The following is a 24,820-nucleotide window of genomic DNA, read 5'->3' on the forward strand; positions in this document are numbered from 1 at the left end:
CGCTTTTTTAAAGCAGTATGACGCAAAGTTTTCATATAAAGAGCTTATACACCACGCCAATCTACCCGTGCATTCCGTTCTGTTTGGTATATACGTTGCACATATTGACCTAAAGGCAAATCGCTCAAATAGGCTTTGTAAGCTTTAAACTCTTCTGATAAGGTTTCGCCATGCTCTTTTTCCCACGGCGTTCCGACAATCTCCAATATCGGCGCCAACATTGAACACACTGCAATATCAGCCAAACCTAATCGGTCGCCTACAAAATAACGCCCACCTTGTTCGATCAGACGTTGATTTAAATCAACCACAATTTCGTCCAATCGCTCACGTGAAGCCGCAACCTTATCCGTATCTAATTGATAACCTTTAGAAACCAGTGCCTTTATAATGGGCTTGGAATATTTTTCAAACTGACGTAAATAGCCCTTTTCACCAATTAAAATATCAAGTGATTCTTCACTTTCATTTAATGCATGTGCCAACCCCCAACGGCGCACATGTTGGCCTAACTCAATGGAGAGTTCATTAATTTCTAAAGCGTCTTCACGCAGTTTGACATCTGGACGGATCAGACTATGTTCGGGGTAGGTCGCATCCAAGTAAAAGGCGATTTGAGTTGAATCTGCAACCCAATGATCTTGATCACGTAAAATCGGTAATTTGTTTTGCCCTGTTTTAAGCTGTGCAAATGCACGATGTACACCCGGCATTAAATTATGAGCCACATAATCCAACTCTTTATGATCGAGTAACCAGCGCGCCTTTTCACAAAAATGTGAGAGTGGAAACTGGTAGAGAGTTCGCATAAATGCTCCAAGTTTTTGTTGTAACTGCAGTTTATAAAACCCAGTAATTTTATAGAGATACTTTAGTCACTGTGTTATTGAAACACAATGTCATTTTTGCACCTATTCTGCATCCGTAGTGCAACTTAAGCTTTATTCAGACGTGAATTCATCTCGGTCTCTGTGCGATTCAATAAGTTATACATTCTCCTTCCCATATCACCTGACTTTATTATGGCTTTCATGTAAAATCATCCACAATTTTTTTATAATACTTTGTGAGTTATTTCATGGGTTTTAACTGTGGTATTGTCGGCCTGCCGAACGTTGGTAAATCAACGCTTTTCAACGCATTAACCAAAGCTGCGATTGCTGCTGAAAACTTCCCATTCTGTACAATTGAGCCAAATACTGGGATCGTACCTGTACCTGATCCACGTATGGATAAACTTGCTGAAATTGTAAACCCACAACGTGTTGTCCCAACCACGATGGAATTTGTAGATATCGCAGGTCTCGTTGCTGGTGCATCTAAAGGTGAAGGCCTTGGCAACCAATTCTTAGCTAACATTCGTGAAACTGATGCTATTGCACACGTTGTACGTTGTTTTGAAGACGAAAATGTCATTCACGTAAATGGCAAAATTGACCCACTTGACGATATCGCAACGATCAACACTGAACTTGCACTTGCTGACTTAGAAGCTGTTTCTAAAGCAATTACACGTCTAGCAAAATCTGCAAAAGGTGGCGATAAAGAAGCGATTGCGACCAAAGCGGTTTTAGACAAAATCTTACCTTTACTTGATGAAGGTAAACCTGCGCGTGCTGCAGACCTTGATGAAGATGAACGCAAATTGGTGCGTGGTTATGGGTTCTTAACCCTTAAACCAACCATGTATATTGCCAACGTTGCAGAAGATGGTTTCGAAAATAACCCTCACTTAGAAGCAGTGCAAAAATTAGCTGCTGAAGAAAATGCGATTGTGGTTCCACTTTGCAACCAAATCGAAGCAGAAATTTCATTACTTGAAGATGAAGATCGTGCTGAATTCCTTGAAGCTTTAGGCATGGAAGAACCTGGTCTAAACGTAGTTATTCGTGCAGGTTATGGCTTACTCGGCCTTCAAACATACTTCACAGCTGGTGTACAAGAAGTTCGTGCTTGGACAGTAAAAATTGGTGCAACTGCACCTCAAGCTGCAGGTGTGATTCACACTGACTTCGAAAAAGGCTTTATTCGTGCTGAATGTGTTGCCTACAACGACTTCGTTCAATACAACGGTGAAGCTGGCGCTAAAGAAGCAGGTAAATGGCGTTTAGAAGGTAAAACATACATCGTTCAAGATGGCGATGTTTTACACTTCCGTTTTAACGTATAAGACAGCACCCATAAGAAGCCAGCAATTTGCTGGCTTTTTTAATTTTAGGCAAAAGCCCACACCAAAAAATATGCATATTTAAAAACTTAAAACCTGCTTAAAAACAAAATTATATCGACACGAATACATGATTTGGTTGCCGAGTCACCACAGTGCAACGACTTAAATCTCTACCGTTCTGCTATAAATTTACTCATAGGCACTAATGCCTATTTTCATAGAACAATAGCAATGAAAAAAATCAGCACAATTCTAACAACAGGTATCTTTACAATGCTTAGTGCAACTGCGTTTGCATGTCCACAAGGCACCACACTTGCAGGTGGTACAGGTGCAAACCATAAAGGTGGTACTTGTGTTTCCATTGCTAAACATGCAAAACATCAGGAACGTACTGCTACACATGCAGCACAAGTTGCGCAGCATGATGCAAAAGTCGCTCGACACGATGCAAAACAAGCCAGCCAATTGGCTCAAAGTAAAGTGAAACATAATCAAAAATTAGCAATACATGATGCAGCTCAAGCACAGCATCTTGCAACAAAAGCAAAATCAGAAGCTAAAACTTCAGCCCATGCTGCCAAAGCTGCAAATACTGATGCAAAAGCGAAAATCGCTGCACAAAAGGTAGCAGTGGAACAACATAAAGCTGCTGTGAAATCCTAAACAGTTGAGAATCAACACACAGCAAATAAAAAAGCCGGAATTATCCGGCTTTTTTTATTTAAATCATTTATGGATGAGCAGTATGTAATGCTTTTGCATCCATCTCTGCACGCTGTCTTTTTGCTTCTGTCAGCATTCGCTGTTCAAGCTCTTTACGAAAGCCTAGTAGAAACACGAACTCAGCTAGGACAAATAAAGGCCCTATTGCCAAGCCAATAACATCATCCATAAACGCAGGCTTTTTCTTTTCATAATAATGACCGATAAATTGGATAATCCAACCCACTACAAAGATCCCCACACTCCAGATCAACCATAACATAAGGCTCATTTTTGCGATCATTAAGGCTAAGGGATATGTGATTGCAAACACCAAAAGCATGATCAAACCGAAAATTTTATCTAAACTCAGGTAATAAATTACACTGGCAATAATCAACAACAATGCAAGGGTCAGTTCAAAACCTGAAATCATTAGCCCTGCTCGTGCGGTTAGACACATAATCGAAAATACAATAAACGGAATACCCACAAAATGTGTTAGCACATTTTTTCGATCTAAATGATATGCTGCATATTGGCTTAGCAGTCTTTCAAGTTTGCTCATTAACTTACTCCTTGTTCATTCACTCATTTCACTATATAAAAAATGCATCAATAAAGTTGTCAGCTAATAGACAAGTTGGACCATAAAATAAGGATATGCTGTGCTGGACGCTCAATATGTGCATCAACTCAATAAAAATGTGTGGTATTCAGGCTTAAATATTTCCTTCCAAGACTTTATCTGCCGCCATGCCCTGACCTTAACTTTCGAAAAAGACGCACGTGTTTTTTTATCAGGACAGCATTTTAATGGTATGTATGCGGTCTTAGAAGGCGCAGTTCGCTTAGGCTATATTGATATTCATGGCAAAGAAGCGATTGCCGCCATTGCTGAGCCGATTATGTGGTTTGGCGAAATATCCTTGGTTGACCAATTACCACGTTCTCACGATGCCATCTGTACCAAAAAGTCCACCTTATTACACTTACCGGCTCAAGCAATTCAGCAATTATTACAACAACACCCTGAGTTTTGGTTTCATATTGCCCAGCTCACCAGTCAAAAGCTTCGCTATGCCTTTATGGAACTCATTGCCTTACAAACGCAAAGTTTAAGTCAACGTCTCGCACAGCGTCTGCTGTTTATTTTAAATGGATATGGGAATCATTTGGAAATTGAACAACACACCATATACATCTCACAGGAACAACTCGCGCAACTGATGAATTGCTCAAGACAATCAGTCAATCAGGAGCTTCAGCAGTTGGAAAAAATGCAGGTGCTTCGTGTTGCGTTTAAACAAATTGAAATTTTAGATCTAGCGCAGTTACATCAGATTGCTCATGCACTTCCTGTGCATGATGTCTGACATTTGTGATTTAAATAAGTGCATTTAATTGCACCAGAATGATTCTTTATAGTTATTTTGCTTTTATTTGTGGCACTTCGCTTTATCGAGTTTTGATCACGACAATAATTGGCAAACATTTACACTGTCAAAACCATTTGTACATGCTGCAACTTCTTGAGTTGATGCTTCTGATTTGTCTTCAGTCGCTGCTTGTACATTGATCGCTGTAGTCAAAACAGCCAAAACCGATAACTTCATTAATGTTTTTTTCATCTTAATCACCTATTCAACGTCTTTAATTTAACTTACATACTTCATCTTTTACGTAGTAATTTTTACATACTTTATCAAATAATGATAATTTTAATTTTTTATCACATTATCCATACTTTATATTATTAATATTTTAAAGATATTAATTAAAGAGAAGGTCAGACGACTGGCGTTCTAAAATGGGGGGATTTTTATCAATAAATTTTTCTCAAAAGATATTTTTACTATTCATTATCAATGCTTTATCTATTTAAATTCAAAAAATAACATGCAAATTTGAAACTAAGCTCAACACAAAGACAGCAGTCTGATTTATTTTTTATATGAAATAGCAATGTTTTTAGGAGAATTTTCCAATCCTCTATTATAGATTTATTCTTGTTTTTTGATATTTTCCAAAAAAAAGCAGTGAAAATTCACTGCTTTGATCGGGTTAAATGCCTACTTTTTTCGGATCGGTATTTCCGAGTTCAGGGTTTTCAATCGCACCTTTGCATTGATTTTTATCACGCTCATAATCTGCTTGCTTTTGTGCAACAGTCGAACTCTGATCAATACTTTCACGTGCCCAAATTTCCAGACTTGTTAAAGCTTTACGACACAGTGCATATTTACCTTCAGTCACAGAATCGGTCATTTTGACATTGATACGCCATTCGGTACTCAATTTACGTGCTGGAACACGGACTTTCTCTTCCATCTGATCGACTTGCTTTGCATAAACAATCGGATCGGCTTCATTGATAAACGCCCAAGCTTTGGCAGCATACTCCGTTGCATCATTGGTTAATTTGGGTGCTGCTTTAATTTCGACTTGAGCTTGTTCAGCTCCATCATTACCACAGGCCTGCAACAACACCGTGCTGCTCAATAATGAAACAATCAGTATCCCACGCATCTTTAACCTCTGCATATCCAGCTCATTTCAGCAAACATATTCGGCACTATGCTAGTGAATTCGCGTACAATACTCAATCATCATTTGACCTGTTGTTCAACTCTTTCAAAGGTGTGTCGTGTCTGAGCACAAACTTCCTACAGTTCAGCCTGCGGGTTTTTGGCAAGGTGCTAAAGATAGTCAAGCCATTATCTTTACCTATCTTCCTGTTTCTTTTGCATTTGGGGTTTCTGCGACTCAATTTGGTTTCACTGCGTGGGAAGCCTTATTTTTATCATGCTCTATGTATGCCGGTGCCAGTCAGTTTCTCGTCGTTGCGTTACTGGGAAGTGGAACATCCATTTGGATGACTGCACTCACTGTGATTGCTCTCGATATACGCCATTTGCTCTACGGTCCTGCTTTACAAAACCTGATTCAAGACCGACTCAATTTAAAGAAAACGGCAGTTTGGGCTTGGGGTTTAACCGACGAAGTTTTCGCATCAGGCATGATCAAACTGTCGCAACGTCGTCAAGAATGGTCAGAATCTTGGATGTTAGGACTCAGCTTATTTAGTTGGCTGTCTTGGGCAACAGGCTCATTTTTAGGCGGTTTATTTGCCGATCAAGTCAGCAACCTTCCACAATTTTTACAAGCCGCACTCGACTTCCTACTGCCTGCATTGTTTTTAAGCTTTTTACTCGCAGCATTTGAGAAAAAACATACATTTGTGGTCACGGTTACAATTATTGTTTCTGCGATTGCCTGCTACTTTATCGACTTGTCTGCTGCGATTTTTATCGGTATTTCTTCTGGTATTTTTGCCGGTTTATTCAAACATTATGTCTTAAAGAAACCTGATCCTGAACATATGGGTGAAGCATCATGAATCTAGAAATTATCTTGGTTGGGATCTTGGTCGGGATTGCGAATTTTGCATCACGGTTTGGGCCATTTTTTGTAATTCAGAAATTTCAGCAAGGTTCACAGCAGCGTGGTTCTTTATGGCTCAAAATCGCTTTGGGCTCGATTGGCATTGCCGCAATTAGTTCAATGTTGGTGGTTGCAACCTTACCACCTTTGCTTGAGACACCAAATAAAAGCTTTGCCATGTTGGTTGGTTTTGCTGTGCTTGCAGGCTTGTATTTCAAGTTTAAAAAAATTGTCCCTGCTACACTCACTGCGGCACTGACTTACGGCTTAGTCTATACCTATATACCTTTTCATCTCTAAAGCTGAGTCAGCGACAATCCAAATAAAAACCTCAAGCATGCGCTTCTTTAGCCTGTGCTTTTTAATTTGCAATATTTATGAGATAGTCAACGCATAACATAAAAAATCTAGCGAAAACCAATAGATGGCAAAGTACTATTGTATTCAAGGCAAAATTTATATTCATTCTAGACAACCATCTGAATTAAGCTGGGGACTGCAAAAAACCATCGAAAGTACATATTTTCAATGCTTCATTCAAAGCCAGCTGTTCAGTGGTAATTTCTGAGCTGTACATTGCCAACCTGCAGATCTGATCCGCACCATTTATATAGAGAAAAATCAGCAACAAAAGATTGTGGGCTTATACAACTCCACACAGCAGATTCTGCACTTACATCCACGTCGCCTGATGTTTTCACACATCTCAATACCCCGCTTGTTTAGCAATTTTCTGCAGCTATCCGGTTTTTTATTGATTTTTCTACTGTGTATTTTCAGCCTCAGTTCATGGCTCAATTCATCATTTCACCTTCTATCGGTAGCTGCAGACGCACTCTATTTCACTGCCATTTTAGTTGGCTTAATATTGATTTTATGTATATGCGCCGCACCACTGCTCGGATTACTGTACTAGCCCAACTTCCGTCAAACATCTGTGCAGCTCCGTGCGCTTCAATGTGCGAATTTGGATATTAAGCCATTCCCTGCATCTGTAAAAAATGCAGGCATATTTAAAGTGAATTTAAATAAAAACAACTAAATACCACTTTTTAAAGGTTTTCACAGATAAATAATTACACGAACGCTTACCCATAAAGATATAAAAAAAATTGTTGGACAATATCATTTATTTATGTGAACACTCGCTTATCTCTCGAACAAGTTCTGCTATGCTTAAATTCCCATAAAATCAAGCATGGATGATTTACATGAGCGTCACTATTGGTACTCCACTTCAGTCTTCAGCGTATAAAGTCTTACTGTTAGGTTCTGGTGAACTCGGTAAAGAAGTTGTGATTTCATTGCAACGTTTGGGTGTAGAAGTTCATGCTGCCGATCGTTATGACCATGCTCCTGCCATGCAAGTTGCACATTTTTCTCATACTTTAAATATGGCAGATCCTCAGGCACTTAAAGCCTTAATTGCTCAAGTTAAGCCTCATTTGATTGTCCCTGAAATTGAAGCCATTGCGACTCAAGTTTTGGTCGAGATTGAAGAACAAAATATTGCCACTGTCATTCCTTCTGCAAAAGCTGTCAACCTGACGATGAACCGTGAAGGGATTCGCCGTCTAGCTGCCGAAGAGCTTGGACTACCGACTTCAGCCTACCGCTTTGCCAATACCCTTGAAGCGTTCCGTGCTGCATGCGATGACATTGGTTATCCAAACTTTGTTAAGCCTGTCATGTCGTCTTCGGGTAAAGGACAGTCACGTGTAAAAAGCTTTGATGAAGTCGATGCCGCATGGGAATATGCACAAACAGGTGGACGTGTAAATCAAGGTACTGTGATCGTGGAATCACAAATTGACTTTGACTTTGAAATCACCCTGCTGACTGTTCGAGCTAAAAATGCAGAAACAGGTGAAATTGAAACATCATTTTGCGACCCGATTGGCCACCGCCAAGATGCTGGCGACTATGTAGAAAGTTGGCAGCCACAACTCATGACTGCTCTTGCATTAGAGGAAGCCAAGCGTATTGCCAATAAAGTAACCATTGCATTAGGTGGATGTGGCATTTTTGGGGTGGAACTGTTTGTCAAAGGCGATAAAGTATGGTTTAGTGAGGTATCACCTCGTCCACACGATACAGGCCTTGTCACGCTTGCATCGCAATTCCAAAGCGAATTCGAACTGCATGCACGTGCCATTCTTGGTCTGCCTGTGAATACTGCTCGACACAGTACTGCTGCGAGCGCAGTCATCTATGCAGGCGTGGATGATACCAATTTATCATTTACTGGCTTAAATCTTGCTTTGGCTAATCCAGACACCGATTTACGCCTCTTTGGTAAACCAGAAGGCTTTAAACGTCGCCGTATGGGCGTAGCAACAGCACGCGCTGAAACCACAGATCACGCGCGTGAACTTGCTCAACATGCTGCACAACAAGTCAGTGTTCAACAAAACTAAGTTTGTAACACCTTAACGGACCACTGTTCATGATCAATACGCTTCCTCTGCTGAATTACATTAAAAGTAACCACGACATTCAGGCGATTAACCAATGGCGCTCAGATGTTGAAAATCAGCTACAGGAATGCTTTGAAAATGGACAGTCGATTCGTGATGTAATTTTGGCTCGTTCGAATCTAATCGATGAAGCCTTAAAGTTCTTATGGACACATGCTGAACTCGACCAAACCGATCTCGGTTTGTTTGCTGTAGGTGGCTATGGTCGCCGTGAAATGCTGCCATACTCCGACGTCGATATCATGATTTTGTCTGAAGATGAAATCAGCCCAGAACAAGAAAAACTCATCTCTAGCTTTATTTCAACACTTTGGGATGTTGGTAATTTCAAGCCGGGCATCAGTGTGCGTACTATTAATGATTGTGTCGCTCAAGCCACCAATGATTTAACTGTAGCAACAGCTTTGATTGAAGCACGTTTGATTGTGGGCAATGAACACCTAGCCAAATGGCCACGCCGTATCGTGTCACAGACATGGACGGATAAAACCTTCTATGATGCCAAAATGCAAGAGCAAGCCAAACGATATGCTCAACACAACAATACCGAAAGCAACTTAGAACCCGATATTAAAAATGCGCCCGGTGGTATCCGTGATATCAACCAAATCGGCTGGATTGCTAAGCGTCATTTCCGTGTCAATCGCATCTATGACCTTGTACATTTAGGTTTTATTTCAGAGTTTGAACTGGGTGTTCTTGAAGAAACAGAAAGCTTTCTTTGGGAAATCCGTCATCATTTACATCGCTTAACCAAGCGCGACGAAAACCGATTATTGTTTGATTATCAACGTGACATTGCTGCTAAATTTGGCTATCAGCGCGAAGAAGGTAAATCACCGAATTATCCAATCGAACAGTTCATGAAACGTTACTATCGTAGCGCTCAGCAAGTGACGACGTTAAATGAAATGCTCTTGGCTTATTTTAATGAATCTGTCATTACGCCACGCTTGCCTGACTATGAACGTAAAATTGAAGAGATCAATGCTAACTTCAAATTAGTCGATGGCAAATTAGCGGTACAGCATCATAAAATTTTCTCTGAAAATCCAAGTGCTATTCTAGAAATTTTCTACCTCTTGGCGAATCGTCCAGAAATTGAAGGGATTCGTGCCCGAACTTTACGTCTATTGTCACTTGCAGCAAAACGTATTGATCAAAACTTCCGTGACAATCCTGCACATCAAGCCTTATTTATGGCGATCATTCGCTCACCCTACCGTTTATATGACACCATGGTGGCGATGAAACGTTATGGCGTGCTCGGCAACTATATTCCTGCCTTTGGGCAAATCATGGGACTCATGCAATATGACTTGTTCCATATTTACACTGTCGATGCCCATACCCTATTACTACTACGTAATTTAAACCGTTTTAAAGAGCCTGAATTTGCTAAGGACTTCCCTGTCGTTAGCTCCGTATTCCAACGACTGGCGCGCCGTGACATTGTTTATTTAGCGGCAATTTTCCATGATATCGCCAAGGGTCGCGGCGGTGACCACAGTGAACTTGGTGCAGCAGATGCAATTGAATTCTGCCGTACCCATGGGTTTACTGAACGTGAATGCAACCTTGTCGCATGGTTGATTCAAAACCATCTATTGATGTCCGTTACTTCTCAGAAAAAAGACATTTCCGATCCAGATGTGGTGAAAGAATTTGCTGAGAAAATGGGCGATATGGAGCATCTCGACTATCTCTATACCTTGACAGTTGCCGATATTAACGCAACCAATCCGACGCTTTGGAATACATGGCGTGCATCCCTCATGCGCCAACTGTATACACAAGCGCGTGATGTGATTCGTTCTGGTTTGGGTCGTCCTGTAGATTATCCAATGCTGATCGAAGACACTAAATTTGCGGCCAGTGAACTATTAGTCAACGATTTTTCGCTCTACGATGTAGAAACTGTTTGGCAAGAACTCGGTGATGAATATTTCCTAAAAGAATCTGCCGATGAAATCGCATGGCATACGCGCGCCATTTTAAAACATGGCAATAATGCAGAACCTTTGGTGATGATGCGAGCACATCGTAAATTTGCACAAGATGCAGTACAGATCTTTATTTACACACAAGATCAGCCTAACTTGTTTGCAACAACAGTGGCAATTCTGGACAGAATGAATCTAGACGTTCAGGATGCCCGTATTATCACTGCATCCACTGCATTTAGTTTGGACACTTATGTTGTACTTGACCGTTTTGGCACTTTATTAACAGATCCTGAACGTGAGCAAACTGTTATTGAAGCACTCAAACAAGCCTTGAGCCAATCCGACAAGTACCCAGGTCTGATGCAACGTCGTATTCCCCGTCAACTGCGTCATTTTGATATTGAAAATACCGTGAGTATTTCCTTTAATGAGGCACTTCAACAAAATATGGTTGAAATTGCGACACTTGACCATCCGGGCTTACTTGCTAAAGTCGGTGGTTTATTTATGATGCAAGGCTTAGATATTCACTCTGCGAAAATTGCAACGCTCGGTGAACGTGCTGAAGATATTTTCTATGTCACTAAAAAAGATGGCTCACCTATGAGCGATTCAGAAGCAGAAACGTTTGCTGCACAGTTAAAGTCAGCACTCGATGAAGCTTCGAATCAGGTTTGTAGTCATCATTAACTTAAATTGATCGGTATCCATTCCATGAACTCCAGTTTGTCATTATTGCACCCTTATCCATTTGAAAAGCTAAATAAGCTATTTCAGGATGTGAAACCCGCAGATTTGCCTTTGATTCCCCTATCGATTGGTGAGCCAAAGCATCCTGCACCGGAGTTTGTGAAACAGGCCATTATTGATAATTTTCAGCATTTATCCACTTACCCAAACAGTAAAGGTTTACCTGAGCTCCGCACAAGTATTGCAAATTGGTTAACCCGTCGCTTTAAACTCAATAACATCAGTGCAGAGACCAACGTACTGCCGGTGTCAGGTACGCGTGAAGCGATCTTCTCGTTTGTGCAAGCTTTGATTAAACGTGAAGATGCCCCTTATGTGGTAATGCCAAATCCGTTCTACCAAATCTATGAAGGCGCAACTTTACTTGCGGGTGCAGAACCTTACTTCATCAACTGTACAGAAGAAAATAAATACCTTGGCGACTTTGACGCTGTGCCAGCTGAAGTTTGGGAAAAAACCGCTTTACTGTTTGTCTGCACACCGGGTAATCCTACAGGTGCAGTACTTTCTAAAGAACAGTTTAAAAAACTGATTGCTCTGTCTGACCAATATAATTTTGTGATTGCATCTGATGAATGCTACTCAGAGCTTTGGTTTGATGAAGCACCCATTGGTCTGCTTGAAGTCTGTGCTGAAATGGGCCGTGATGACTATAAAAACTGCGTGGTATTCCACTCATTATCTAAGCGCTCTAACTTACCGGGTATGCGCTCTGGCTTTGTTGCAGGTGATGCAGCGCTTTTAAAACCCTATTTACAATACCGTACTTATCATGGCGCTGCGATGCCTGTTCAACACCAGTTGGCTTCAATTGCAGCTTGGGATGACGAAGCACACGTCGAAGAAAACCGCGTACAGTACCGTGCAAAATTCGAATTATTCCAACGCGAATTGGGTCACTTACTGCCATTACAAAAACCTGATGCAGGGTTCTACTATTGGTTAAAAGTCGATAATGATGAAAGCTTTGCCAAAATGCTGATGGAAAAAGCACACGTTAAAGTGCTTCCAGGCCGTTATTTATCACGTGATACAGCACAAGGGAATCCGGGTGAAAACCATGTCCGGTTAGCCCTTGTTGCTGATATTGCCCAATGTGAAGAAGTGATTCGTCGCTTAAAAGCAGTACTTTAATTGATTTAAAGTGTTTTGCTTAAAACAAAAAATGCCCCAGATTTGGGGCATTTTTATTTGAGTCATTTCTTAACAATCATTCAGAGCAAATCATCTAGCAATAATTATTTATAAACAATCATTAAGAAATCATTGAACACTATTAGAAATCAAATGTTGCACTCAATTTAAATGTTCGAGGTTCTCTCACTGTTAAACGCTGTATGAAAAATAAGTATGGTCATAACGAATTGTTGTAAAGCGTATAGATAAACAGACACTGAAAGGTTTTAGTTAGTTGCAAAATAATATCTTTCATTATCAATTAGATGCACCAGTAATAACAGATCATTTATGGAACTTAAAATTTGCCTTCTGCTATAAGCTTATTGAGGTGGATGAAGAGTAAATTCATGTTCAACGGTATAACTGAGATTTTTATCAACCATCGGAATAGGTTCAAGTCGCGCAACTAATAAGGATTTTTGTACTTTTTGATCAAAGTTTTTAGAGCCTGAACTTGCAATGAGTTTTGAGCTACCAATATAGCCTGTTGCAGCAATCACAGTGAGCTGTAGTTTGACAGGTTGCTTATATGTTTTCATCTCAGACGCAGACAGCACATATTGCGGTGCATTTACCCAAGAGACTTCATACATTTTCGGTTTTACATGTGGATCAATTACATCTGCAACACGCGTAGGTTGGTATTCTTCTATAGGTGTTTTTAACAATTGCAATAATGCGTTGACCCGAGCATCTGTAGTACGGTCTAGATTGCTTGCAACAACAGACATTTTTGTAGGTTCAGATGCACTTGGAGTGCTATCTGCCCAAGCTAACCCCACAAATACGAGTAAAAAAAACGTTAAAACACAAATTCGACGTTTAACCATCTGCTTAAACAATGTTATGACCTTCAAATAAAGACACTTCAGTATAAAACATCCAAAAAATAAAGACGCTTCCGCGCCTTTATATCAACCTCAGTTCGGCCAATGATTCACTTCATTTTGACTGAGCCAAAGCTTTTTCAATATCTTCATTCAATGTTTCAGGCTTGGTCGTGGGTGCATAGCGGTTTAAGACCTGACCATTTTTTCCAATTAAAAACTTCGTAAAATTCCACTTAATGCCATTTCCCAATACGCCTTTCGAGTTATTGGTTAAATAACGGAAAATCACATGCGCTTCTGGGCCTTTTACATTCACTTTGGCAAACATTGGAAAAGATACGCCATAGTTTTTTTGACAAAATGCGCCAATTTGATCATTTGAACCCGGATCTTGTCCGCCAAATTGGTTGCATGGAAAACCTAAAACCTCAAAACCTTGATCTTTATACTGTTCGTAAATTTTCTCCAAACCAGCAAATTGAGGAGTAAACCCACATTTACTAGCGGTATTTACAATTAATAAAACCTTGCCTTCATAATCTGCAAAGGATTTATTACTTCCGTCCAGTAATTCTGCTTCAAACTGGTGAATGGTGGTCATGGATAAGTTTCCTCATCATTTTTTTCTTTTGTTTCTAATTCTAACGATGCCGAATTAATACAATAACGTAATCCAGTCGGCTGTGGGCCATCAGTAAAAACATGCCCTAAATGTGCGTCACAATGATGACAAACAATTTCTGTTCTGACCATACCGTGTGTCGTATCTACATTTTCTTCTACTGCAGCAGGTTCAATCGGCTTATAAAAGCTCGGCCAACCACAACCGCTATCGTATTTTGTTTCAGAAGAAAAAAGCGGTTCCCCGCAACAACGACATACATACGTGCCAGCTTGTTTCGTATTCCAATATTTTCCAGTGAAAGCTTGCTCCGTGCCTTTCTGACGCGTTATGCGAAACTCTTCTGGCGACAATTCTCTTTGCCATTCTCTTTCTGTTTTATTGAGTTTTCCCATGATGACGTCCCTTTATATCGTGGTATTTAAAATAGGATAATCCTATATTTACGTCATTCAATCTTAAATTTCTAGTCTTTATTCAACAATTTACAAAATCTATATAATGACCCAAAAAGCAAAAAGTAAGCAAATATAAAATCGTGGTGAGCAAAATACAAAATTAAATGCTTTTTTGTGAGCACCTTTAGTGATAATCTTAGCGCTACTCTTGCTCAGGATTAAAAAATGTCGCAGAAAAAGAGCGTAATTTTTAAAAATCTGCTGCCTGTGATCAAACAATATCAACAGGCAGGGTTTACGCATGAAAAAATAGTTGCTTTACTCAGAGACGAACATCATCTCGATTTAGTAACGACCGAGACATTTAAAAGCTATTTATACCGTTATGCAAAAGTGACCTCCACTCTTTCCGAGAATATAAAAATGCCGAATACGTTTAACACCCCCCGCGAAATTAAGAAATCGTCTAAGCTCGAGCATGTTTGCTACGACATTCGCGGACCTGTGTTACGAGCGGCCAATGAGATGGAAGAGGCTGGCCATAAAATTATTAAATTAAATATTGGTAACCCTGCTCCTTTTGGTTTTGAAGCACCTCAAGAAATTATTAACGACGTGGCACTCAACCTGCCTAATGCAATTGGTTATACCGACTCAAAAGGCATCTTCCCTGCGCGTAAAGCGATTTGTCAGTATTATCAACAAAAAGGCATCTTAAACATGCACGTCAATGACGTGTATGTCGGAAATGGCGTATCTGAACTGATTGTGATGGCAATGCAAGGCTTGCTCGACGATGGCGATGAAATGCTAGTGCCTATGCCGGATTATCCGCTTTGGACAGCGGCAGTTAACCTTTCTGGCGGTACTGCTATTCACTATAAATGTGATGAAGAAAATTTCTGGTATCCAGATATTGCCGACATGGAAAGTAAAATCACCCCGAATACTCGCGGTATTGTGGTGATTAACCCGAACAACCCAACAGGTGCGGTTTACCCACGTCATGTGCTTGAGCAAATTGTAGCTCTCGCAAAGAAATACGACTTAATTTTGTTTGCTGATGAAATTTACGACAAGATCGTTTATGACGGTATTGAACATGTTTCTGTTGCGTCATTGGCGGGCGATCAGCTGTGTATTTCTTTCAATGGCTTATCTAAAGCGTATCGAATTGCCGGTTACCGTTCAGGCTGGATGGCAATTACAGGCGATAAATCACGCGCGCTAGATTACATTGAAGGTTTAGACATGTTGGCGTCGATGCGTCTATGCGCCAACCACCAAGCGCAATATGCGATTCAAACAGCTTTAGGCGGTTATCAATCAATTAATGATCTCATCCGTCCGGGTGGCCGTTTATATGAACAACGTAACATTGCTTGGGAAATGTTGAATGATATTCCAGGTGTATCTTGTGTGAAACCAGAGGGTGCAATGTACTGCTTCCCTAAATTGGATCCTGAAATTTACCCAATCCAAGACGATGAGAAATTCATGTTAGATTTCCTCCGTGCTGAAAAAGTGCTTTTGGTTCAAGGTACAGGTTTTAACTGGCCGACACCTGATCATTTCCGTGTGGTGTTCTTGCCTGCTGAAAATGAACTACGTGAAGCACTCACTCGTTTAGGTCGTTTCTTGGCGAAAATGCGTTAATTCATAAGTGTTTTAAAAATAAAAAACCGTACGCCATGTACGGTTTTTTATTACTGTATCTTTAAATTTGATTTCTTACTGTACGCACACCACAGCTATCTTTTTGAATAGTTAAGTTTTTAAGAATTAATTTTTAGCTTAGACCTTAGTCAAAACTTTAAGATCTGTTGATTTTTCTACAGCATATTCATGTTATTTTTTAACCAATCATAAAAATACATGAGTACAGGATGTTCTCTAACAAAATTAAACTGAGCCTATTTCTCTGTCTAAGCATGTGCCTAGGCATCGGGATATTACGTTTTTCCTATACTGCACTCCTCCCTTCAACCCGTGAAGCATTTGGTTGGAGCCCAAGTTTTGCCAGCATCTTAGGCAGTGCCAATTTGCTCGGCTACTTGATCGGTGCATTTTGGGCCATGAAATTACCCCAAAATAAAAGCATGGTGAATTATATCCAACTCGCAGCTATTGCAGGGACACTCAGTTTACTCAGTTGTGCATTTTCAGGTTTTTCAGAACTTTGGTATAGCACTTGGCGCGTTATTTCAGGGATCAGCGGCGGCTTACTAATGATCCTCTCCCCAAGTGTCGTGGCCCAATGTTCACAGCTTCAAGACCGCTTTAAAATCAACTTTATTGGTTTCAGTGGTATTGGCTTAGGGGTGTTAATGGCAACGCTATTTTTGCCTTACATCCAACAAATTTCGACAATGTGGGCTTGGTTGATTTTGTTTGCTTTTTCAAGCCTGATTTGTATGTTACTCAGCGTGCTTTTGAAGAGTTTTAAATTACAGCTCACAACACTCACCGCGGTTCCAGCAGTAGAACATAAAGTCGATGGAATTTTCTATTGTCTCTTAATTGTGTATAGCACCAGTGCTTTTGCTTACGTGCCCCATTCATTATTTTGGATTGACTATTTAACTCACACCCTACACCTGAGCCCGATCGGGATCAATTTCAATTGGATTTTATATGGTCTAGGAAGTGCTTTAGGAGCCTTTGCTGCTTACTGCTTGGCACAAAAACTGGGAAATATCAGCGCTCTTAAAATTTTATATAGCTGCTATGTCTTCGCGATTTTTATAGCGATCATTAATATCCATCCACTTTTTACTTTTTTATCTTCTTTTGCTACAGGCTTGCTCAATCCGGCAGTGGTTTTTCTCACCTCTTATACCATTCTGCAAATCTATGGTAGCGCCTATAAAAAGCTCTGGAGTATTGCAACCCTGTGCTTTGCATCTATTCAATTGATTGGCGGTATAAGCTTTAGTTTTTTACAGCGAATTGGTATTGATTATTCACAGCAATTTATTTTGGCCGCATGCGTGCTCTGCATTGGAACACTACAACTCTTTTGGTTTACTCGCACTGCAAAATTAAGTAAGCATCTCGTCTAGGTAGATCACAAGACATTCAACTACATCACCAATCATGTATATAAAGAAAAGACCTATTTAAATAGGTCTTTTCTTTTTGATAAATCGTGAATGGACTAAGCTTTTTTCAGCTTTTTCTTTAACTTTTTCAAAGCAGAATTATGCTTTGAAATTTTGTTCAACCTCGCTTTAATTTCCTTTTTAAGTGATTTGGTTTTCTTAGACAAATTCATCTCCTTCTCGTCTACGTATAAAACTTTAATTTCGTTCAATGAGTAAATCGTTTGGCCAAATGAACTTTGACTCACAAAGTCTTTAACCTATTAATGATGTTGTTGACGCTGATTTCGTTGATGTGGCTGTTGTTTCTGTTTCTTTTGGTCTTGTTGCTGTTGCTGTTGCTGTTGCTGTTGCTGTTGCTGATCATTTTGCTGCTGTTGATCAGTTTGTTGGTTTTGTTGATGCTGTTTACGAGACATTTCATTTCTCCATATCATCATAAGTGTCACAATGTACTGTTACTAGATGTACATCTACTAAAGGACAACAACCAATGTACCGCTAATTTTCATGGAACCAACCCGATAAATGTTTCGAATTACGTCATTGTAAAATCACTGGAGAATAATTAATTTGAAATCAATCCCCCTCTATTTTCTACATTACCTAAGTTCACTCGAATAGTGTGGTTTTAAACTTTTAGTAACACAAGCATGCCAGACCATCTGATTGATTGCGTGAAGTCATCTGTTTATCTCATCTTATTTAATGGCATTGAGTAACCCTTTTTCTGTGTGTTTAATTAATTCCCATAAAAAAGGACTGAATCATTCAGTCCTTTTTTCACCTAGCATTTTTTACACCTAGATTGGCAAATAAACTTAGTCCATATGCTCAATGATGGCTTGTCCAAACTCTGAACAACGCAAGAGTTTTGCACCTTGCATGAGTCGTTCAAAATCATAAGTCACTGTTTTGGCTTCAATCGCCCCCGCAATACCTTTAATAATTAGATCTGCCGCTTCAGTCCAGCCCATATTTCGCAGCATCATTTCTGCAGACAGAATAATAGACCCAGGGTTTACTTTGTCTTGACCCGCATATTTAGGCGCTGTGCCATGTGTCGCTTCATATACTTGCACAGCGCCACCAATATTGGCACCCGGTGCAATACCAATACCGCCAACTTCGGCCGCCAAAGCATCTGAAATATAATCACCGTTTAAATTTAGAGTAGCAATGACTGAATAATCGGTCGGACGCATGAGAATTTGTTGTAAAAAAGCGTCTGCAATCGCATCTTTAATCACGATCTCTTTGCCAGTTTTCGGATTTTTTATTTTGACCCAAGGACCTCCATCTAGCAATTCACCACCAAAGCGCTCAAGTGCGACTTCATAACCCCACTCTTTAAACGCACCTTCGGTATATTTCATGATATTGCCTTTATGCACCAAGGTGACATTCGGCTTATCATTATCAATGGCGAATTGAATAGCTTTCCGAACCAAACGCTGAGAACCTTCTTTAGATACAGGCTTAATACCGATACCGCAATTTTCCTCAAAACGAATCTTAGTAACACCCATTTCCTCTTTAAGAAATTTGATCATTTTCTTGGCTTCAGGCGAATCTGCTTTCCATTCAATCCCTGCGTAGATATCTTCTGAATTCTCTCTGAAGATCACCATGTCTGTACGTTCAGGATGCTGAACGGGTGAAGGAACGCCCTTAAACCAACGTACAGGACGCACACAGACGTAGAGGTCTAATTCTTGACGTAATGCAACATTAAGCGAACGAATACCGCCACCGACAGGCGTCGTTAACGGCCCTTTAATTGAAACCACAAATTCGCGTAAAGCCTCAAAGGTTTCTTCGGGCATATAGGTACCATAAATTTTATTGGCTTTTTCACCACAATAAACTTCCATCCATTCTATGGCACGTTTTCCACCATAAGCTTTTTGTACTGCGGCATTCACCACAGTTTTCATCACGGGCGTGATATCAACACCAATACCATCGCCTTCAATAAATGGAATAATTGGATTATTGGGAACATTGAATGATAAGTCTGAATTTACTGTAATTTTTGTCCCATCCACTGGAACGACGATCTTCTGATAACCCATTTTTATGATCCTCCCTGAGAAGCGAGTGAAAAAATAATTGCTGTTTGATAAGACTTTTAATTGCGCTTCACGCATAATACTCTAAAGCAAATCTACCTTTTTTGAGATTTAGATGGGAAATAGCTGCATTTCCCTATTGAATAAATCTTAACCAATTTGAATTATTGTATTTAATAGAAGTTATTTCCTATGAAAATCGTCATCTTAAACAAGCCATATGACGTGCTCTCCCAATTCCGTAAAGACGAAGCGCATATGACCATATCTGACTTCGTGGACGATCCTAGTCTACGTATTGCAGGTCGTTTAGATATGGACTCCGAAGGTTTGGTATTTTTAACCGATCATGGTGGTTTAAATCAGTACATCACCAATCCTGAAAATAAAAAGTTCAAAACCTACTTAGTGCAAGTCGATGGCGACATCACAGAAGAAGCGCTTGAACAATTACGTCAAGGCGTTGAGCTAAAAGATGGTATGACTTTGCCAGCCAAAGCCATTAAAGTGCAACAGCCAGAATGGTTATGGGATCGTGATCCTCCTGTACGTTTCCGTGCAAACATTCCAACCTCTTGGGTTGAAATCCAAATTTGCGAAGGCCGTAACCGTCAAGTTCGTCGTATGACTTCAGCAGTAGGTTTCCCGACTTTACGTTTAATTCGTACACGTATTGGTGCCATCGATTTAGTTCAATTGGGTTTAGAACCAGGTGAAACCAAAGAAATTGAGCCTTTACTGTACCCTGACTTTCAAAATGTACCTGCAGAAGAACCTTACCGTTCGCGCTCTTATGTGAAAAAACCAGGCGGTACAGGTGGTAAGCCAATGGTTCGTAAGAATAAAGATGGCTCAGTGAAAAAGTCAGGTACAAAACGTATCTGGCAAATGGATGAGAGCGAAAAACCCAAACGCCGTACCAATGGCACAACTCGTCCGAATACTAAAGCCCCTCGTGGCCGCGGTCGTAACGGACGTTGATATTATTTCTTAAAAATCAGTTTGAAAAAAGCTTACACCAGTGAGCTTTTTTTCAATAAAAATGTATCTTTGAAGCATAATTTATACAACTTTACTTGCTACTAACGAATCTCTCAGTGATGGCTTTAATACTTGAACCTCACCTGTTTCATGTCTTAATATTCTATATGAATAAATATTTTCAGTTTCTAATCCATAAATATTCTGAAATCTCATCTTAAATTTAAAATCCAAATCATTGATTTTTCCTGATAAAAAATCATTAGTATAAGTGTCATTCAAACAATCTAGCCTTAATTTAAATTCAATAGACTCATCAACTAATATTTTCATTTCACGCTGATAAATTGTGTCATCCAAAGTCATTAATAAAACAATTCTTGATTCATTAATTCTCGAATAAACACTAAAAATTAATGAACATAACTTTTCAGGCTTATTAGTTAATAGATCTCTAATATTAAGAATTTCTAATTTTGGAGTGCATAATTCTAAGTAAGGTTGGCATGAATTATGATTCATTCTCAATTGTTCTGACTGTAGCTGAGCAAGATACCCTTGCTGTTTAACGCTCTCCTTCATCTCTTCTATTTGAAGTTTAAATGCTTTTTCTTGCTGTTCCAAAGCTTTGGTATTTTGATCTAATTGTTTACCTTGCTGGAGATACCCGAGTATTAACCAAAGAAAAGCAACTGGAGCAAATATACCTGCGAGAAAATCCCCTAGTGAATTCAGCTCTCTATTGGTAAATACAAAATTGTTTTGAACGCAAAATAGTCCTATAACTAAGAACCAAACTATAGTTATCGAAATTCCAATTATTAAATTTTTACTATTCATTTTCTAATAAAAAAACCCATACATAAGTATGGGTTTTACATAAAAATTAAATACTTATCAAATTAAGCCTTCAACCACTTCTCAGCTTTAGCCTGATCTTCCACTTTAAGTTCAACTTCAGTTAATTCTGAACCTGCAGCTTTCACTTCAAAGCTCATCAACTCATCACGGCGGAATGCTAGTACGGTATAAGTTCCGTCTTGCTTGGCATATTTTTCTGCCAATTTAACGGTTGCTTTTAGACCATCAATTGCAATAATCACATCGTTCGCAGACAAGCCAGCTTTTGCAGCTGCACCATCACGGCGAGCGGACTGAACCAACATTCCTTCAGGCTTATCAGCAAGTTTTAGACCAAATGGCAATGATTTGTCATTTTTAAGCGTATAGCTCAAGCCAAACTCAGGGAATAATTGGTCTAACGGCAATTCATCCGTAGTATTAATCAAATGATTGATTTGTTCTAACCAATCATCACCCGTCAATTCATTGCATAAATTGAAAATAGTCCGTTCATTCACTTGAATGCCGTTTTGTGCGTTTTCATATAGCTTACGCATTAAGGCATCAAGACTTGAACCACGTAGGCGTAAGCCAAGATCTAAACACAGCGCCACGAGGCAGCCTTTATTATAGTAACTGGTACCTGCATTATTTGAGTTTTCATCCTGACGGTAGAATTTCACCCATGCATCAAAGCTTGATTCAGCAACGGTTTGAATTTCACGACCCGGATTTTGCAAATAGCGATCAATTTGTGCTTTTAAAAGCTTGATATAAGAATCCTGATTAATCACACCGCTACGCAGTAAAATCAAATCATCATAATACGATGTAAAACCTTCAAATATCCAAAGCAAAGAAGTGTAGCCTTCTTTGTTCAAATCATAATTCACAAAGTTTTCTGGACGGATAAATTTTACCAACCATGAGTGGAAATATTCATGGCTGCATAACCCTAAGAAACGTTGATAATCTGCCGATGGCTCTACAGGTTCATTGGCTTTTGGCAAATCATCACGCGGGCTAATTAAACTTGTACTATTTGGATGCTCTAAACCACCATAGCTATTGGCCGTTGCCATGGTCATAAAGGTATAGTCTTTAAATGGTGCTGAACCAAACATGGAAATTTCTGTCGAACAAATTTTTTCGATGTCTTGCTGCATACGCTGCGCGTTCATGGCATGTTTGCCCGAAACCACAAATTCGTGTGGAATGCCGTTGGCTTCAAAACTAAAACGGGTTTGTTCCGCCAGTTCAAACGGTGCATCAATCAACTGAGCATAGTTATCTGCATATAAGGTATAACGACCTTTCACTAAACTTTTTGACTTTAATCCTGTCGCAAGTTGGAAATGCTTTAACTCGGGTGGCAAGAAAACTTCAACCTCAATGGCTGTATGTTCTTGGTCAACTAAACCTAAACATGCGCAAGCTGGATTGACGTATAAACGGCTTTGATCAACATAAGCACCACGGACCGACAAATCGAAGGCATATACATCATATTCAACCGTGATCAACTCATGATCTGTATTGAATAAGCGCCATTTATTTTTTTCAAATTTCTCAATTTGTAACAAACGCCCATCTTCATCATAAGCTCGAACAGCTTCGATATGCTTCGAAAATTCTCGGATTAAGTAACTTCCGGGAATCCAAGTTGGTAAAGAAAGCACCTGTGTTGGATTTGCCAAGAAACGTGCAGTGACATGGACTAGATGCTGACGATAATCGTCAAATTCGATTTGATAATGCAACATAATGGGCGATATAAAATTAGTAAAAGATAACTTATCAATTAGATTAACATTTTTTACAACTGAATGCGGAACTGTCGTAATTGTCTACAATTATGACTAGTCAGCAGAAAAAAAAAGGCATAGCATGCCTAAAAATTTTTTCGTTTTACCACCAACGGAATGGTTGGTTAAGGAACCTCATTGAAACACGTGATCTACCTCATCGCGCTGCTTAGTTTTCTATGCTCCACGATAGCAAATGCTGCCCTTTTAAATATTGTCCCTGAAACTGTTGAAGCTGAAGCTTGGACCATTTTAGACCCTCAGTCGGGTCAGGTGATTGCAGAACATAATAGCCATGTTCAGCGTGCTCCTGCTTCACTTACCAAAATGATGGTGGCTTATATTGCTTTAAAGGAAATTAAAGCAGGTCATTTAAAGAAAAATGAAATCCTAACCGCAACCCCAGTTGTACAAGTGGTTCAATGGGATGAATCACAAATGTATCTCAAAGCAGGCGAACAAATTTCAGTTGATCAGCTTTTGGCAGGTCTTGTGGTCATGTCTGCCAATGATGCCGCTGTGACTTTAGCTGAACGCATTTCTGGTGATATTCCAAAATTTATTGAACGCATGAACAAAGAAGCTAAAGCTTTGGGCATGAATGATACCAATTTTCAAAATCCAGCCGGTATTACCATGCCAGAACATTATTCATCGGCGGCTGACCTTGCACGTTTAGGGCAAGCACTGGTGACTGAAACACCTGACTATTTGTATTATTCAAAACAACAAAGTTTTAGTTATAATCACCGTTTCCACCATGCAACTAATATTTTACTCAAACAAGATCCTACCGTTGATGGCTTAAAAACAGGTTTTACTAAAGCTGCAGGTTATAATTTAGCTTTAACAGCCAACCGTTTGATCGCGAATCCTGACGCGCCAGAACGTCGTTTGATTGTTGTGGTATTAGGGGCAAAAAGTGGATTAAAACGTGCAGAAATAGCACACAACCTCATGAACTTGGCTTATACCTATACACGTAATGAAGTTGCAATCAAAGATAAGCAATTAATTGCAGAATTACCTGTGGTTAAATCAACCTTGAAAATGTTTAAGGTGGAAACTCAACAACCTAAACTAATTACAACTTCACTTTATGATCAAGCTTATGCCATCGATTTAAAAGCTTTTGACCCTACACAGCAACGTATTCTTTTAAATACTGGCAATGGTCAAATTCAAGCCATTGAACCACTTCATGAAACACAGACTAAACTGAGTGTTGAAGTAAATGAAAAAGAACTCACTGCGCCATTGGCTGAAGTGATGAAATTAGCCACCGTTACGGTTTATCAAAATAATCAGCTGATCAATACCTTTGATATCGAAGATGACGTGCAAATTGAAGAAGCCAATATTTTTGAGCGTTTCATGATGTGGATTAAAGGTCTTTTTAGCATCTTTAATACGGATGCAGCAGAAGTTAAAACCTACCCTTTAGGTCAATGATGTGATTATGTAACTTGTAAGACAATTCGTTATTCGTGCAAAAAA

General features: G+C 39.6%; 23 protein-coding genes. 12 read left to right on the plus strand and 11 right to left on the minus strand.

Translation table 11 applies throughout. From position 1 onward, the window contains the following. Positions 1-44 precede the first annotated feature (44 nt). Positions 45-809, minus strand: a complete 765-nt coding sequence (locus FTU80_RS14035; RefSeq protein WP_078194356.1) for a glutathione S-transferase family protein — start codon at positions 807-809, stop codon at positions 45-47. A 269-nt stretch (positions 810-1,078) separates the two neighbouring features. Here FTU80_RS14035 and ychF point away from each other — a divergent pair, with 269 nt between their 5' ends. Beyond that, positions 1,079-2,170, plus strand: coding sequence for a redox-regulated ATPase YchF (gene ychF, locus FTU80_RS14040; RefSeq protein ID WP_078189045.1), 1,092 nt, complete (start codon positions 1,079-1,081; stop codon positions 2,168-2,170). 273 nt (positions 2,171-2,443) lie between these two features. After that, positions 2,444-2,836, plus strand: coding sequence for a hypothetical protein (locus FTU80_RS14045; protein WP_180085715.1), 393 nt, complete (start codon positions 2,444-2,446; stop codon positions 2,834-2,836). Positions 2,837-2,903: 67 nt separating this feature from the next. On the opposite strand, the gene FTU80_RS14050 is transcribed toward FTU80_RS14045, so the two are convergent. Next, a complete protein-coding gene (locus tag FTU80_RS14050; protein ID WP_180085725.1) occupies positions 2,904-3,443 on the minus strand; it encodes a DUF962 domain-containing protein in 540 nt (179 codons plus the stop codon). A gap of 100 nt (positions 3,444-3,543) precedes the next feature. Here FTU80_RS14050 and FTU80_RS14055 point away from each other — a divergent pair, with 100 nt between their 5' ends. Then, positions 3,544-4,251 carry a Crp/Fnr family transcriptional regulator gene (locus FTU80_RS14055; protein ID WP_180085726.1) on the plus strand — a complete coding sequence of 236 codons (708 nt, stop codon included), beginning with the start codon at positions 3,544-3,546 and terminating at the stop codon, positions 4,249-4,251. A 96-nt stretch (positions 4,252-4,347) separates the two neighbouring features. Here the strand turns inward: FTU80_RS14055 and FTU80_RS14060 are convergent, their stop codons facing one another. Both FTU80_RS14060 and FTU80_RS14065 read right to left on the minus strand, forming a co-directional pair. After that, positions 4,348-4,506, minus strand: coding sequence for a hypothetical protein (locus tag FTU80_RS14060; RefSeq protein ID WP_257221543.1), 159 nt, complete (start codon positions 4,504-4,506; stop codon positions 4,348-4,350). Positions 4,507-4,939: 433 nt separating this feature from the next. After that, positions 4,940-5,419 (minus strand): hypothetical protein, encoded by a 480-nt coding sequence (locus FTU80_RS14065; RefSeq protein ID WP_078194361.1) that lies wholly within the window; start codon positions 5,417-5,419, stop codon positions 4,940-4,942. Between the two features lie 103 nt (positions 5,420-5,522). On the opposite strand from FTU80_RS14065, the gene FTU80_RS14070 reads away from it, so the two are divergent. The 5 genes from FTU80_RS14070 to dapC all read left to right on the plus strand — a co-directional run bounded on the left by FTU80_RS14070 (position 5,523) and on the right by dapC (position 12,626). Then, the gene (locus tag FTU80_RS14070) at positions 5,523-6,275 is read left to right on the plus strand and encodes an AzlC family ABC transporter permease (protein WP_078194362.1); all 753 of its coding nucleotides are present in this window, start codon (positions 5,523-5,525) and stop codon (positions 6,273-6,275) included. Further along, positions 6,272-6,619, plus strand: a complete 348-nt coding sequence (gene ygaH / locus FTU80_RS14075; RefSeq protein WP_078189050.1) for an L-valine transporter subunit YgaH — start codon at positions 6,272-6,274, stop codon at positions 6,617-6,619. The genes FTU80_RS14070 and ygaH overlap by 4 nt, the downstream gene beginning before the upstream one ends. Positions 6,620-7,521: 902 nt before the next feature. Next, a complete protein-coding gene (purT, locus tag FTU80_RS14080; protein ID WP_180085727.1) occupies positions 7,522-8,736 on the plus strand; it encodes a formate-dependent phosphoribosylglycinamide formyltransferase in 1,215 nt (404 codons plus the stop codon). Between the two features lie 29 nt (positions 8,737-8,765). Then, positions 8,766-11,432, plus strand: coding sequence for a [protein-PII] uridylyltransferase (gene glnD / locus FTU80_RS14085; protein WP_180085728.1), 2,667 nt, complete (start codon positions 8,766-8,768; stop codon positions 11,430-11,432). Between the two features lie 24 nt (positions 11,433-11,456). Continuing rightward, complete coding sequence (dapC, locus tag FTU80_RS14090; RefSeq protein ID WP_180085729.1) at positions 11,457-12,626, plus strand: succinyldiaminopimelate transaminase; 1,170 nt, start codon at positions 11,457-11,459, stop codon at positions 12,624-12,626. 365 nt (positions 12,627-12,991) lie between these two features. On the opposite strand, the gene FTU80_RS14095 is transcribed toward dapC, so the two are convergent. The 3 genes from FTU80_RS14095 to msrB all read right to left on the minus strand — a co-directional run bounded on the left by FTU80_RS14095 (position 12,992) and on the right by msrB (position 14,518). Continuing rightward, on the minus strand, positions 12,992-13,513 hold the full coding sequence (locus FTU80_RS14095) for an energy transducer TonB (RefSeq protein WP_180085730.1): 522 nt from the start codon (positions 13,511-13,513) through the stop codon (positions 12,992-12,994). Between the two features lie 100 nt (positions 13,514-13,613). Further along, positions 13,614-14,102 (minus strand): glutathione peroxidase, encoded by a 489-nt coding sequence (locus FTU80_RS14100; protein WP_078194370.1) that lies wholly within the window; start codon positions 14,100-14,102, stop codon positions 13,614-13,616. After that, positions 14,099-14,518, minus strand: coding sequence for a peptide-methionine (R)-S-oxide reductase MsrB (gene msrB / locus FTU80_RS14105; protein WP_078194371.1), 420 nt, complete (start codon positions 14,516-14,518; stop codon positions 14,099-14,101). Before msrB ends, FTU80_RS14100 begins: the two co-directional genes overlap by 4 nt. Before the next feature lie 228 nt (positions 14,519-14,746). On the opposite strand from msrB, the gene FTU80_RS14110 reads away from it, so the two are divergent. Together FTU80_RS14110 and FTU80_RS14115 are read left to right on the plus strand one after the other, a co-directional pair. Then, positions 14,747-16,177, plus strand: a complete 1,431-nt coding sequence (locus tag FTU80_RS14110; RefSeq protein WP_078189059.1) for a pyridoxal phosphate-dependent aminotransferase — start codon at positions 14,747-14,749, stop codon at positions 16,175-16,177. Positions 16,178-16,407: 230 nt separating this feature from the next. Then, positions 16,408-17,583 carry a YbfB/YjiJ family MFS transporter gene (locus FTU80_RS14115; RefSeq protein ID WP_180085731.1) on the plus strand — a complete coding sequence of 392 codons (1,176 nt, stop codon included), beginning with the start codon at positions 16,408-16,410 and terminating at the stop codon, positions 17,581-17,583. A 302-nt stretch (positions 17,584-17,885) separates the two neighbouring features. Here the strand turns inward: FTU80_RS14115 and FTU80_RS14120 are convergent, their stop codons facing one another. Both FTU80_RS14120 and icd read right to left on the minus strand, forming a co-directional pair. After that, the gene (locus FTU80_RS14120; protein WP_180063171.1) at positions 17,886-18,041 is read right to left on the minus strand and encodes a hypothetical protein; all 156 of its coding nucleotides are present in this window, start codon (positions 18,039-18,041) and stop codon (positions 17,886-17,888) included. Between the two features lie 402 nt (positions 18,042-18,443). Further along, the gene (gene icd / locus FTU80_RS14125) at positions 18,444-19,697 is read right to left on the minus strand and encodes an NADP-dependent isocitrate dehydrogenase (protein WP_180004095.1); all 1,254 of its coding nucleotides are present in this window, start codon (positions 19,695-19,697) and stop codon (positions 18,444-18,446) included. Between the two features lie 189 nt (positions 19,698-19,886). On the opposite strand from icd, the gene FTU80_RS14130 reads away from it, so the two are divergent. After that, positions 19,887-20,675: an rRNA large subunit pseudouridine synthase E gene (locus tag FTU80_RS14130; RefSeq protein ID WP_180085732.1), complete on the plus strand. Its 789-nt coding sequence runs from the start codon at positions 19,887-19,889 to the stop codon at positions 20,673-20,675. An 81-nt stretch (positions 20,676-20,756) separates the two neighbouring features. Here the strand turns inward: FTU80_RS14130 and FTU80_RS14135 are convergent, their stop codons facing one another. Next, a complete protein-coding gene (locus tag FTU80_RS14135) occupies positions 20,757-21,515 on the minus strand; it encodes a hypothetical protein (RefSeq protein WP_180023953.1) in 759 nt (252 codons plus the stop codon). A 62-nt stretch (positions 21,516-21,577) separates the two neighbouring features. After that, entirely contained in the window at positions 21,578-23,281 is a 1,704-nt protein-coding gene (locus tag FTU80_RS14140; protein WP_078194379.1) for a M61 family metallopeptidase, read from the minus strand. Between the two features lie 180 nt (positions 23,282-23,461). On the opposite strand from FTU80_RS14140, the gene FTU80_RS14145 reads away from it, so the two are divergent. Further along, positions 23,462-24,775: a D-alanyl-D-alanine carboxypeptidase PBP6B gene (locus tag FTU80_RS14145; RefSeq protein WP_180085733.1), complete on the plus strand. Its 1,314-nt coding sequence runs from the start codon at positions 23,462-23,464 to the stop codon at positions 24,773-24,775. Positions 24,776-24,820: the final 45 nt, after the last annotated feature.

It is taken from the genome of Acinetobacter sp. YH12145 (genome assembly GCF_013418335.1).
In the GTDB taxonomy this organism is placed as follows: domain Bacteria; phylum Pseudomonadota; class Gammaproteobacteria; order Pseudomonadales; family Moraxellaceae; genus Acinetobacter; species Acinetobacter amyesii.